Raw genomic sequence first — 11,858 nt, 5'->3', positions numbered from 1 at the left:
GCGTAGTTCAGGACGCCGCAGTGCGGGGGTCGTCGTCCGCGACGGGCTGGGCGTCGAGGTGGACGCCGTCGCCGTCGGGGGTCTCGTCGACCGGGGTGTCGCTCTGCTCGGTCGGGACCGGGTGGCTCGTGCGCTCGTCCTGACCGCGCTGGTCCTTCTCGGGCGTCGTCATGACGACCGGGTACCCCGGTCGGGCGGGTTTCATGTCCGGCGTCGGCGGCCCCGGGAACGGGTAGCCGGTGGGGAAGCGACCACCCCGAGGAGCGATGCGATGACCCCCGGAACGACCGTCACCCCGCACGGGCTGCACCACGTCACGGCGATCGCCGGGGACCCGCAGCGCAACGTGGACTTCTACACCACCGTGCTCGGCCTGCGGCTGGTGAAGCGGACGGTGAACTTCGACGCGCCCCAGGTCCACCACCTCTACTACGGCGACGAGGCGGGCCGTCCCGCCACCATCCTCACGTTCTTCCCGTGGCCCGACGTCGAGCCCGGCCGCCAGGGCGCCGGCCTGACGACCGCCACCGCGTTCGGCGTGCCGCCGGAGTCGCTGGGCTGGTGGCAGACCCACCTCGCCGCGCTCGGCGTCGACGCCGACGACTCCCGCACCCGGGACGCGTCGTCGGGTGCCGAGGAGGTCCTGACCCTGCGCGATCCCGACGGGCTGGTGATCGACCTCGTCGCCGCGCCCGGCGACACCCGCTCGGGCTGGGACGGCGCCGGCGACGTGCCCGCCGAGCACGCGGTACGCGGCCTGCACGCGGTGACGCTGTCCGAGGCGGACCTCGAACCGACCCAGCGGATGCTCACCGACCTCGGCATGACCCACACCGGCGACGACGGCGCCCGCAGCCGCTTCCGCACCACGGGGGACACCGCGACGGCCGTGGACGTGGTCGGCGGCGTCGACGGGCACGGGGTGCAGGCCGGCGGCACGGTGCACCACATCGCGTTCCGGGTGGCGGACCGGGCGACCCAGCAGCAGTGGCGCACCGAGCTGGTGGCCCGCGGCCTGGAGGTCACCGAGATCCTCGACCGGCAGTACTTCACGTCGATCTACTTCCGCGAGCCCGGCGGTGTGCTGTTCGAGATCGCCACCGACGAGCCCGGCTTCACCGTCGACGAGCCGCTGCTCGAACTCGGCCGCGCGCTGAAGCTGCCGCCGTGGCTGGAGCCGGACCGGGCGACGATCGAGGCGAACCTGCCCGCGCTGCGCGACCGGGGGTGACCGCGGGGGCCGGCCGGCTCAGGTGTCGAGCCGCTGCTCGCGGGCCGGCCCGTCGGCTCCGGTGAGGTGCTCCAGGGTGTTGGTGACGCGCAGCAGCCGCTCCAGCGCACCGGCACGGTTGTCGAGGTGCAGCTCGACGCCTGCGGCCCGGGTCCGCCTGCGGATCATCAGCAGCGACGACAGACCGTAGGAGTCGCAGTAGCCGATCCCGGCGCAGTCGATCCGCAGCTCACGCAGGCCGGGCCGGTCCGTCAGCAGCACGGCGACGGCGTCGGTGAGCGCGTCGGAGGTGGCGTAGTCGAGGTCACCGGCCGGCGCCACCGTCGCGAGGTCCGGCGCGGGGCTGGTCCAGGTGAGGGACAGCTCTCGCGGGTCGCTCATGCGGGCCTTCCGGTTCGGTGCAGTGTCGTGGAGTCGGCGCCCTCGGTGACGGCGCCGGCCGGGACGGGGGTGCCCGCGCCTCCGGTGAGCGCCGGGGACGTGGTCGCGCGCCGCAGCAGCTCCGACGCCCGGGTGAAGTCGCGCAGCTCGTCGCCGAGCAGGTCCAGGACGGGCCGCAGGACGGCCACCGGCACCGACCGGGCCTCGAGCACCTCGGCGGTCCAGCCGAGGAAGTGCTCGAACAGCTCGGCGTCACCGGTGTAGAGCGCCACGGACAGGAAGTCGACGATGTGCCGGACGTCCTCGGCGGTGTGCCGGCGCTGGTCGTCGTCGTATCCGGCCATCGCCGGGACACGCTCGGGCAGGCGGTCCAGCACCGTGGCGACCAGCCGCGGGGCACTGCGGGTGACCAGCGTGTACTCCTGGTCGGACAGGTGCGGCAGGTCGTCCATCGGCTGGGCGTGCGGGTGCGCCGGGGCGGGCAGCCCGTCGGCGAGGGTCTCGGCGGCGGTCCGCGCGTCCGGGGCCCAGGCGTCGGCGCCGAGCAGGCGGGCGTAGCGGCCGTCCGTGCCGAACGCCCGGCCGCCGACGATCACCGGGACACCCGCGGCCTGGCAGGCCGTGATCGTCGCGTGCGCGGTCGGCAGCCGGGTCGCGATCGACGACGACAGCGCCACCGCGTCCGGGCCGGTCCGGTGCAGGTGGGTGACCAGGTGCGCCGCGGGGACCTGCGCGCCCAGGTAGTCGACGGTGAACCCGCGCAGCCGCAGCACCTCGGCGAGCAGCCGGGCGGGCAGCGCGTGCCACTCGCCGTCGACGCAGGCCACGGTCACCCGGCCGCGCTCGCCGCCGTGCCGCCCGCTGGTCAGCGACAGCGTGCTGATCACGCGCTCGTTGATCGCGGTCGCGGCGTGCTCCTGGGCGACGGACAGGCGGTTGGCCGCCCACTCGAGCCCGACCCGCTGCTGCACCGCGCCGATCACCTCGAGCAGCACGGCCTCGGGTTCCAGGCCGTCCCGCAGCGCGTCGACGACGACGTCGACCGCGCTGTACTCGTCGCCGCGCAGCACCGCGTCCCAGAGCAGGTCGGTGTAGTGCCCGGCCGTCATGCGGTGTACCTGCCCCGGCCCGACCCACCCACCGCGGTCAGGTGCCGGCCGCGCGGAGCGGTGACCGCGAGGACGGCCATGTCGTCGTGGGAGTTGCGCCCCACCCACTCGGTGGCGAGCATCTGCACCCGTTCGACGACGGCCTCGGCCGGCATCCCGGCGCACTCGGCGGCCGCGCGGCGCAGGCGCTCCTCGCCGAACTGGTCGCGCCCGAGCGGGCCGCCCTGGGCCTCGGTGATGCCGTCGGTGAACATCAGGCAGGTCTCGCCGGGCCCGAGCCGGGTCTCCCAGGTCGACGCGTGGATCTCGGGCAGCGCCCCGATCAGCGTGCCGAGCGTCGCGGCCTCCTCGACGCGGCCGTCGGCGCGGATGATCAGCGGCGGCGGATGGCCCGCGCAGGTGATCCGCAGGCGCACGTCGGCCCCGCTGCGCGACACCGACGCCAGCACCAGCGTCACGAAGCGGGCGTGGTCGTCGGAGAGCAACGCGTTGTTGAGCAGGTGCAGCAGCCGCAGGTGGTCGTCGGCCATCGGCAGCAGCGCGTGCAGCGCGCTGCGGATCTTGCCGGTGAGCACGGCCGCCTCCAGGCCCTTGCCGCACACGTCCCCGAGCACGGCGAGGGTCTCGCCGGAGCCCTCCGCGCCGGGGTGGACGTCGTAGAAGTCGCCGCCGACCCGCTCGGAGTCCTGCGCGGGCCGGTAGCCGCCGGCGAACTCGACCCCGGAGACGTGCTGCAGCGACGGCGGCAGCAGGTCGCGCATCAGGGTCTCGGTGATCGAGGCCTGCTGGGCGAACATGCGGGCCGCGGACATCGCGAGACCGGACCGGGCGGCGAACTCGCGGGCGGTCGCCTCCTCACCCTCGCTGAACGGCCCGGTGTCGGCGCGGCGCAGGAGCACGATGGCGCCGGCCGGGATGCCGTGCCCCGGCAGCGGGGTGACGACGATCGAGCCGACCTCGCCGAACCCGTCGGGCGTCACCCAGGCGGGGGCCACGGCGGGGTCGATCCAGCGCGACGGGACCGGTGGGAAGCCCTGCAGGGCCTCGGCCAGGCCGGGGACCTCGTCCGGGTCGATGCGCAGTGTCCGGTGCCGGACGGGGCCGTCGGTGACGGCGTCGACGACCTGGAACTGCCCGCGGGTGCCCGGGGTCATCACGAGCGCCCCGTCGGCCAGTCTGCTCACGGCGAGCTGGGCGGTGACCTCCATGCAGCGACCCAGGTTCAGCGAGCCCAGGAGCGCGGCCGAGGCCTCGGACAGGAAAGCGGCGCGGGCCTGCTCCAGGTGCAGCTCGTCGCGGATGGACCGGACGTCGGTGACGTCGATCAGCCACCAGGTGACCGAGCCGTCCTCGTGCCGGACGGGCTGGGCCTCCAGCGCGCGGCCGTCGACGATGTCGGAGAACGCGGTGGGGACGCCGCGGTCGGCGCCACCCGCGGTGGCCAGCCACGGGGCGACCCGCGACAGCGGGTCCCCGGTGCGGGCCCGGGGGAGCAGTGCGCGTGCTGCTCCGTTGGCCTGCAGCACCGTGCCGTCGGCGCCGACGGTGAGCGCGGCGCACGGCGCATCGGCCCAGCGCCGGTCGACCACGGGCGACGCGTCCGGTAGCACGGTCGCGTCGCCGGTCGTCGGCTCCAGTTCGGTCACATCAGCTCCTGGCCCCTGGCGGGCCGGTCGTCGGCGCCCGGGGAGGCCGGGGCGCGGAACGCCCTACCGTACCGCGTACGCGACAGGCCCTCATCCCGGGCGCGCGGCGCGGGGGCGGCGATGCGTGCCCCTCACCGGTGCTCGCGGACCCGGCGCCAGCCGCCGAACCGGACGGGCAGACCGGGCGAGGCGAGGACGCTGTCCGGGGGGCCCGACGGCGGCGCGGCACCGGCCGCGGCGACCAGGTTCTCGTCGAGTTCGAGCAGCTCGGCGTGGTGGAGCGGCCAGCGCGGGTGGTCGTTGCGCCAGCGGACGGTGCCCAGCGGACGCCGGGTGTGCAGCGCCCAGCGTGCGGTGAGGAAGTGCTCGAGGTCCCCGGGGACGGCCAGCGGGGCGCCGGTGCGGACCCGGGTCCGTGCGGAGACACCGCGCGGGCCGGGGAAGCGGCGTGTGCAGGTGTAGGCGATCTCCTCGCCCTCGGCGACCCGCCCGGACACCGTCGACGGCGACCAGTCGTAGGGCAGCGCCGCGACACCCCGGGCGGCGAGCACGGGCAGCATCCGGTCGGCGTCGAGCGAACGGAACACCACGCCCCGGCGGCCCTCGTCGTCCACCGAGTACAGCCGGACGTTGGTCTCGGCGAAGCTGCCGAGCCAGGGCAGGCCGGGCAGCGGGCCGAAGCCCAGCCGCCGCATCCGGAAGTGGACGAGCCCGACCCAGGTGACGCCGTCGTGGGTGTCCGGACGGGTCCGGGGCGGCAGCAGTGGCGCCACCGCGGCGGGGTCGGCCCGCCAGTGCAGGAACACCACGTCGGCCCAGTACTGGTGCAGCAGCGGGTGCCGGACCGGGGCGGGCGGGTCCGGGGTGACCGGTTCGGGCGCGACGCCGGGCGGCACCGGTGCGGTGTCCCGGCCCGGTGCCGTGCGGCGGCCGGTCACGCCGGTGCGCCGCCGCGCTCGGTGCGGGCCCTCCACGCGTCGCGGCGCTCACCGGTGTCGCGGATGGCGTCGACCTCGGCGAGCATGCGGCGCTGCTCCTCGGTCCCGCCACCGTTCGCGACGAGCCGCTCGGTGTCGGCCAGGGAGCGGGCCGCGGCGATGTCGGCGGCGCCGGCGGGCAGCCGCTGGTCACGGTCGTCGCCACCCTCGGCGTCGACGACGTGCTTCTGCTCCGCCGCGTAGGGGTTGTCCGACGGCAGCCGGCCGCTGAACCGCCCGTACGCGCCGAGGACCAGCATCACCAGGCCCACGAGCAGGCTGAACACGACGTTCGGCATCCGGAACGCCAGCAGGTTGTACGGCGTACCGATGAGCAGCACGTTGACCACACCGGACAGCAGGAACAGCGCGCCGACGGTCACACTGACCGTCGAGGCGAACCGGCCGCCCCGGACGGCGGCGCCGACCAGCACCGCGCCGACGACCACCGACACGGTCGACAGCAGCAGGTTCGTGGACAGCCCCAGCACCGGCGACCCGGTGGTGGAGAAGAAGTCGAGGTTGTTCGTGAAGCCCAGCACCCCGAACACCAGGAGCATGATCCCGACGAGCAGGCTGCTGATCCGGTGCAACCCGTTCAGCCGGCGTGCGTCGGACCCGATCGATGACATGACGTCGTCCTCCGTTCGTCGAGCGAGGCACCCCGGGGATATCCGATCGCCTTCCCGGACAAACCGCGCTGACCTGGGAAGGTGTGCCGTGTCTCGATACCCGGATCCGGGTTGCGGATCAGACCGGACCGGGGAGCGCGACGGGCCCGGGGCCCTCGCCGCGCAGCGGCCGCGCCGAACGCGGGTCCAGCGGGTCGACGGTGCCCGCGTCGCGCAGCGTCCCGTCGCCGGGCCGGCGCAGTGAGCGGACACCGGCGTCGGCGAGGGTCACCAGCGGCACCGCGAGCAGTGCCCCGGGCACCCCGCCGACGATCAGCCCGGCGCTGATCGGCAGCACCACCGCGAGCGGGTGCAGCCGTACCGACCGGCCCAGCAGCAGCGGCTGGAGGATGTAGCCCTCGACGTTCTGCACGATCACGAGCAGGCCGATCACGAGCAGCGCGTCCACCCAGCCCCCGGAGGCGAGCGCGACGAGCACCGCCACGATCCCGGTGACGACGGCGCCGATGGTCGGGACGAACGCGCCGAAGAAGATCAGCGTGGCCAACGGGACGACCAGCGGGACCCCGATCACCCACAGGCCGACCGCCGCGGTCACCGCGTCGACGGCGGCCACGACGACCGTCGCCCGGGTGTAGCCGACCAGCGACGCGAACGCCCGCCGGCCCGCGACGTCGGCCCTCCGCCGTACGTGCTGCGGGACCGCGCCGAGGACGAACCGCCAGATTCGCGCCCCGTCGTGGATCAGGAAGATCAGCACGAACAGCATCAGCAGGGTCTCGGCGGCCAGCTCGCCCGCGGTCCCCAGGGCGCCGATCACGTTGTTCGCCAGCGCGGCCTGGTTGCGCGCCAAGGTGTCGAGCAGCGACTGGAAGACGGCCGAGAGCTGGGTGTCGTCGAGCCGGAACGGCGGCCCGGCCAGCCGGTCCCGCAGCGCGACGACCGTCTCCCCGATGCTCGCCGACAGGCTCGGCAGTCCGTCGAGGAACGCCGCGACCGCCCACCACAGCACCCCGACCGCCACCGCCAGCCCGCCCGCGACGACGACACCCGTCGCCAGACCGCGGGGAACCATCGGGACCCGGTTCACGATCCGGGCCACCGGCGCGAGCAGCGCGGCCAGGATCAGCGCGAGCACCACCGGCACGACCAGCACCGCGAGCTGCGCGATCAGCCACAGCACGACGGCGACGGCGGTCGCGACGAGGAGACCGCGCCAGGCCAGGCTCGACGCGATCACCAGACCCCGGGGGATCCGCGGTTCCTCGGTCACCGCGGCCTCCCGGATCGGACGGTGTCGGACTGACGGTTGCGTGACGTCACGACGGTAGCCCGCCGGGGCCGTCCGGGCCCGTCACGGGCAGGGTGAGGACGAAGGTGGCGCCGTCGTCGTCGGGCGGGCAGGTGAGGTCGCCACCGTGCGCGCGGGCCAGGCCGCGGGCGATCGCGAGGCCGAGCCCGGCGCCGCCGCTGTCCCGGTCGCGGGCGTCCTGGAGCCGGACGAGCCGGTCGAAGACGCGCTCGCGGTCGCCGTCGGCGATCGGGGTGCCGGTGTTGTGCACCGAGACCGACACGGTCCCGGCCGCCCGGTCGGTCCGGGTGACGACCTCGATCCGCCCGCCGTCGGGGGTGTGCCGGCGGGCGTTGTCCAGCAGGTTGGCGAGGATGCGCGACACCGCCTGCGGGTCGGCGCGCACCGCGGCGTGTTCCCCGTCGCCGTCGACGGTCAGGCCGGGCGCGAGCACCGCGGCCCGCCGGGTCTCGGCGCGCGCGATCCCGGCGACGTCGACCTCCCGTGCCGCCACCGCGGTGCCGCCGTCGATGCGGGCCAGGTCGAGCATGTCGGTGACCAGCCGCCCGGCCCGGCGCGTCTCGCCGAGCAGCAGCTCCAGGCGCCGGGTGCGGCGGGCGGGGTCGGCGTCGGGCCCGGACCGCTCCAGCGTCTCGGCGACGGCGGTGATCCCGGACAGCGGTGTCCGCAGCTCGTGCGCGGCGTCGGCGAGGAACACCCGGGTCCGCTCGGCCTCCTCCCGGGAGCGCCGCTCGGCGTCGGTGAGGGCGTCGAGCATGCCGTCCATCGCCGCCGCCGCGGTGCCGAGGTCGGTGTGCGGGCGATCGGGCCGGAGCCGCGCGTCGCGCTCGCCCGCGGTGATCCGCCCGGCGAGCGCGGTCATCCGGTCCAGCGGGCGCAGCGCCGTCCGCACGACGAACGACACCGCACCGAGCGCGACGAGCAGGGTCAGCAGCACCGATCCGGCCAGCACCGCGCGCAGGCCGTTGCGGACCTGGGTGACGTCGGAGGCGTCGGCGACGAGCTCGACCGTCGCCCCGCCACCGGCGTCGAGGGTCACGGTGCGGCTGCCGGTGTCCGGCGGGACGGGTGGGCGTCCGGCCGGGACCGGGGCGGCCGGCGGGCTGCCCGGGTCGTCGGTGCGGTCACCACCGGGGCCGCGGTCCGGCCGGCGGGCCGGCGGTGGGGTTCCGGGCGCGTTCAGTCCGGGGTCGCCCATGACCTCCCCGTCGGCGGTGGTCACCTTGATCCGGATCTGCTGGCCGGACAGCCCGGTGACCAGCTCCTCCGGGGTGGCGCCCGCCGCGATCAGCTGCTGGGCCTGCACCACACGGTCCCGCAGCCGGGAGTCGAGATCGGACTCCAGGCGGGCCCCGAGCAGCACGTCGACGAGCACCACCACCAGGACCAGCAGCACCGCCACCACCCCGAGCACCGCCGCGGTGACCCGGCGGCGCAGCGACGGGGTGGCGGTGCGGGCCTGCGCGGCCGAGCTCACGACGGCCCGCGCAGCGAGTAGCCGAGGCCCCGCACGGTGTGCAGCAACCGCGGACCGTGTGCCTCCAGCTTGCGGCGCAGCGCCGACACGTGGACCTCGACGAGGTTGGGGTCGTAGGCGTCGTAGCCCCAGACCGAGCGCAGGATCTGCGCCTTGGACACGGTGCGTCCGCGCTGCTCGGCGAGGTAGCTGAGCAGCCGCAGCTCGGTCGCGGACAGCTCCAGCACCGTCCCCCCGCGGGAGGCGACGGCGGCGTCGGGGTCGAGGACGAGGTCGCCCACCTGCACCGCGGACGGCAGCCTGCCCCGGCGGCGCAGGACCGCCGCGACCCGGGCGACGAGCTCGTCGAGCGCGAAGGGCTTGAGGACGTAGTCGTCGGCGCCCGAGTCGAGCCCGCGGAGCCGGTCGGCCAGCGCGTCGCGCGCGGTGAGCATGACGATCCCGGCATCCCCGTGCCCACGCACGACGTCGATCAGCTCGAACCCGTCGCGCCCGCCGGGGAGCATCACGTCCAGGACGACGAGGTCCGGCCGGAACGCGGCGAGCCGCTCCTCGAACGCGACGCCGTCGACGACGCCCTCGGTCACGTGCCCGGCGTCGGCCAGCGCGTCCACGACGGACTCGCGGATGGCGTCGGAGTCCTCGAGCACCAGGACCCGGGTCGTGGGGCCGCGGCTGTCGTCGTCCTGGCGTGTGCTCACGGGACAAGGGTGCGCCGCGAGGCTGAGGGGGACCTGAAGGACCCGCCGGTTTCAGGTCCGTCTCAGGTACCGCGGGCACTGTCGTGGCAGACACCGAGACGACGGGCCGCCCGGCCCGCGGCGCGGAGAGGAAGAGATGACCCTGCTCGACGTGATCGTCCTGATCATCGTGGTGGCCGCCGCGATCGGCGGGTTCCGCCGCCTCGGCGGCGTGGCCCGGGCCGGGCGCCTGCTCGGCCTCGTGGTCGGTGCCGGCGTCGGCGCGGCCTGGGGCTCGAACCTGGCCCGCTACGGCGACACCCCCGACTCGGCCTGGTTGTGGGGCCTGGTCGGGGTGATCGCCGGCCTGCTGCTGGGCTCGCTGGTCGGCGGGTTCCTCGGCGGACTGGTCAGCCGGGTGCTCGCCCGCGGCAGGTTGTCCTTCCTGGACCGCATCGTCGGCGCCGTCACCGGTGCCGTGACCGCACTGCTGGTGATCTGGCTGGTCTCGTGGGTGGTCCCCGCGGTCGTGAGCGCCGAGGCGCTCGCCCCCGTGACGACGCTCGCGCAGTCCCTGGGCGGCAGCCGGATCGTCGACTCGGTGTCGGAGCTGCTGCCCGCGACGACGTCCGCCGCCCGCGACGTCGTCGACGCCGCGCGGCCTCCCGCCGGCTGATCCCACCCGACCCCCAGCGGTCCGCCGTCCGGCGGTCCGCGACCCGCCGCTGCCCGCTTCCGGGTACGGCACCGTCCGAGGAGAACCATGAACGACGAGAACCGCACCCCGCGCGACGACGACGACCGCCCCACCGACCGGCAGCCCCCGGTCCCCGCCGACGAGACCCCCACCGCCCACACCCCGACACCGCACGTCCGGGACGGCGTGCACGGCGGGGGGACGGTGGCCGCCGCCTCCGACGCGGGTGACCCTCCGCGACGACGCCGGTTCGCCGCCCTGCGACGCCGGTCCGCGCTGCCCGCGGTCGCGGCCGGCGTGATCGGCCTGGTCGTCGGGGCCACCGCGAGCGGCCTGATCGTCGGGACCGCGTTCGCCGGGCCGGGCGACGGCCCCGCCCGCACGGCGGTCGCCACCGACGGCCGCGGCCCCGGTGGACCCGGCGGGCCCGACGGCTCCGGTGGCCCCGGTGGTGAGACCGGTGGTCCGGGCCGCGGCCCCGACGGTGCCGGTCCCGGTGGCCCCGGTGGCCCTGGTGCGTGCGGTCCGGCCGGTGGGCCGGGTCAGGACGGCGCGACTCCGCCCGCGCCGCCTGCCGGGGCCCCGACGCCGCCCGCTCCGGGCGCCGCCCCGGCCGCCCCGGGTGCGACGGCTCCGGGTGTCACGGCTCCGCGCCAGGGCGGTGCCGCTGCCCCGGCCGCTCCCGCTGCCCCGGCCGCTCCCGCGGCCCCGGCCGCTCCCGCGGCCCCGGGGTCGTCCGCCGCTCCCGCGGCGCCGGCCGCTCCCGCCGCTCCGTGAGTCCGTACGCGCGGCGACACCGACCGGTGTCGCCGCGCGTGGGGGAGGGGAGAAGGGAGTGCTCCTCGTCGGATCGCGTCGCGCATTCGCCCCCGACGCGCTGCAGGATCCGACGAGGAGCACTCGACGGACCAACGCGCCGGAACGGGCACGGATACCCCCCTGATGCGGTGACGACGCGGGCCCGGACACCACCATCGGTCGTCCCCGCAGGTCAGACCGGTCGTCGTCGTGTCTTCGTGACCAGAAATCGGTGAGTGGTCCGGCCCGTCGAGCGCCGATCCGGGGGAACACCCGCCGTCCGTGGTGGGGCTCCGGGAGCCGGAACGGCGGGACGGAGCCCCACCCGCCCGGGACGGTGGGGGCCGGAGCGACGCGGCCGAGCCCTGCGCGGCCCGGGATCGCAGGGGTCGAGGCCGCTCCGGGTTCGCCCGCGGGAGGACCGTTCCGGCGATCGCCCGGGCCGTCCCCGGCGCTCCGCTGTGGACGTCCTGCATCGCGACGGCGGAGGACGGGCCGGATCCGACGGTGGGCCGGAAGCGGGGCACCTGCACCGTCACCACGGGCCGTCGTACGGCGTGACCACGGGCCATCGTGCGGGGCGGGGTTCCGGCCGACGGCCGGAACCGGACCACGGCGATACCGGACGACCACCCGACGGCGCACCCCGACAGCACCCTGACGGCGCAGGTCACGGGCCAATTCGAGACCCGGACGGATGGTGGCCCGACCACCGAGAAGACCACGTGGACAACCCATCGCGAAGAGACCGTGGTCGGCGTCACACAGATCGGTGATCGCCGGTATCGCCCGGTGAGAGGGTGTCGGTAACCAGGAGTTCGCCTCCGCCCACCGCGGTGACCTGCGACGACGCCCGGTGTTCGCCCGGGGGACCCCCCGGTTTGACGGCCCCGGACACCGTGCCGTAACTTTCTTCCT

At 75.8% G+C, this 11,858-nt stretch carries 12 protein-coding genes; 3 read left to right on the top strand and 9 right to left on the bottom strand.

Features of this window, described 5'->3' with window-relative positions; translation table 11 throughout:
- Nucleotides 1-7: 7 nt before the first annotated feature.
- Nucleotides 8-172 carry a hypothetical protein gene (locus ND486_RS04720; protein WP_208826539.1) on the bottom strand — a complete coding sequence of 55 codons (165 nt, stop codon included), beginning with the start codon at nucleotides 170-172 and terminating at the stop codon, nucleotides 8-10.
- Between the two features lie 99 nt (nucleotides 173-271).
- Here ND486_RS04720 and ND486_RS04715 point away from each other — a divergent pair, with 99 nt between their 5' ends.
- The gene (locus ND486_RS04715) at nucleotides 272-1,231 is read left to right on the top strand and encodes a ring-cleaving dioxygenase (protein ID WP_251783020.1); all 960 of its coding nucleotides are present in this window, start codon (nucleotides 272-274) and stop codon (nucleotides 1,229-1,231) included.
- Nucleotides 1,232-1,249: 18 nt separating this feature from the next.
- Here the strand turns inward: ND486_RS04715 and ND486_RS04710 are convergent, their stop codons facing one another.
- The 8 genes from ND486_RS04710 to ND486_RS04675 all read right to left on the bottom strand — a co-directional run bounded on the left by ND486_RS04710 (nucleotide 1,250) and on the right by ND486_RS04675 (nucleotide 9,466).
- A complete protein-coding gene (locus tag ND486_RS04710; RefSeq protein WP_226364667.1) occupies nucleotides 1,250-1,612 on the bottom strand; it encodes an STAS domain-containing protein in 363 nt (120 codons plus the stop codon).
- On the bottom strand, nucleotides 1,609-2,721 hold the full coding sequence (locus ND486_RS04705) for a B12-binding domain-containing protein (protein WP_251783019.1): 1,113 nt from the start codon (nucleotides 2,719-2,721) through the stop codon (nucleotides 1,609-1,611). The genes ND486_RS04710 and ND486_RS04705 overlap by 4 nt, the downstream gene beginning before the upstream one ends.
- Nucleotides 2,718-4,367: a PP2C family protein-serine/threonine phosphatase gene (locus tag ND486_RS04700; protein ID WP_251783018.1), complete on the bottom strand. Its 1,650-nt coding sequence runs from the start codon at nucleotides 4,365-4,367 to the stop codon at nucleotides 2,718-2,720. Before ND486_RS04700 ends, ND486_RS04705 begins: the two co-directional genes overlap by 4 nt.
- 131 nt (nucleotides 4,368-4,498) lie before the next feature.
- Entirely contained in the window at nucleotides 4,499-5,305 is an 807-nt protein-coding gene (locus tag ND486_RS04695) for a DUF2071 domain-containing protein (RefSeq protein ID WP_251783017.1), read from the bottom strand.
- The gene (locus tag ND486_RS04690) at nucleotides 5,302-5,976 is read right to left on the bottom strand and encodes a DUF4383 domain-containing protein (RefSeq protein ID WP_073575896.1); all 675 of its coding nucleotides are present in this window, start codon (nucleotides 5,974-5,976) and stop codon (nucleotides 5,302-5,304) included. Before ND486_RS04690 ends, ND486_RS04695 begins: the two co-directional genes overlap by 4 nt.
- A gap of 118 nt (nucleotides 5,977-6,094) precedes the next feature.
- Nucleotides 6,095-7,249, bottom strand: a complete 1,155-nt coding sequence (locus ND486_RS04685) for an AI-2E family transporter (protein WP_251783016.1) — start codon at nucleotides 7,247-7,249, stop codon at nucleotides 6,095-6,097.
- A gap of 46 nt (nucleotides 7,250-7,295) precedes the next feature.
- Nucleotides 7,296-8,765 carry an ATP-binding protein gene (locus ND486_RS04680; RefSeq protein ID WP_251783015.1) on the bottom strand — a complete coding sequence of 490 codons (1,470 nt, stop codon included), beginning with the start codon at nucleotides 8,763-8,765 and terminating at the stop codon, nucleotides 7,296-7,298.
- Nucleotides 8,762-9,466 (bottom strand): response regulator transcription factor, encoded by a 705-nt coding sequence (locus tag ND486_RS04675; protein ID WP_251783014.1) that lies wholly within the window; start codon nucleotides 9,464-9,466, stop codon nucleotides 8,762-8,764. The genes ND486_RS04680 and ND486_RS04675 overlap by 4 nt, the downstream gene beginning before the upstream one ends.
- 136 nt (nucleotides 9,467-9,602) lie before the next feature.
- Between ND486_RS04675 and ND486_RS04670 the strand changes: the two genes are divergently transcribed.
- Nucleotides 9,603-10,121 carry a CvpA family protein gene (locus ND486_RS04670; protein WP_062399769.1) on the top strand — a complete coding sequence of 173 codons (519 nt, stop codon included), beginning with the start codon at nucleotides 9,603-9,605 and terminating at the stop codon, nucleotides 10,119-10,121.
- 87 nt (nucleotides 10,122-10,208) lie between these two features.
- Nucleotides 10,209-10,919 (top strand): hypothetical protein, encoded by a 711-nt coding sequence (locus tag ND486_RS04665; RefSeq protein ID WP_251783013.1) that lies wholly within the window; start codon nucleotides 10,209-10,211, stop codon nucleotides 10,917-10,919.
- Nucleotides 10,920-11,858 lie beyond the last annotated feature (939 nt).

The sequence above is a fragment of the Pseudonocardia sp. DR1-2 genome (assembly GCF_023717215.1).
GTDB classification, from domain to species: Bacteria; Actinomycetota; Actinomycetes; order Mycobacteriales; family Pseudonocardiaceae; genus Pseudonocardia; species Pseudonocardia alni.
The sequence above is the reverse complement of the archived record's forward strand: the minus strand, read 5'-3'. Positions and strand labels throughout refer to the sequence as shown.

Excerpts from the sequence above, each read along its gene's own strand:
- ND486_RS04720 (WP_208826539.1), bottom strand. The coding sequence starts at position 172 with ATGACGACGCCCGAGAAGGACCAGCGCGGTCAGGACGAGCGCACGAGC.
- ND486_RS04670 (WP_062399769.1), top strand. The coding sequence starts at position 9,603 with ATGACCCTGCTCGACGTGATCGTCCTGATCATCGTGGTGGCCGCCGCG.
- ND486_RS04715 (WP_251783020.1), top strand. The coding sequence starts at position 272 with ATGACCCCCGGAACGACCGTCACCCCGCACGGGCTGCACCACGTCACG.
- ND486_RS04710 (WP_226364667.1), bottom strand. The coding sequence starts at position 1,612 with ATGAGCGACCCGCGAGAGCTGTCCCTCACCTGGACCAGCCCCGCGCCG.
- ND486_RS04705 (WP_251783019.1), bottom strand. The coding sequence starts at position 2,721 with ATGACGGCCGGGCACTACACCGACCTGCTCTGGGACGCGGTGCTGCGC.
- ND486_RS04690 (WP_073575896.1), bottom strand. The coding sequence starts at position 5,976 with ATGTCATCGATCGGGTCCGACGCACGCCGGCTGAACGGGTTGCACCGG.
- ND486_RS04665 (WP_251783013.1), top strand. The coding sequence starts at position 10,209 with ATGAACGACGAGAACCGCACCCCGCGCGACGACGACGACCGCCCCACC.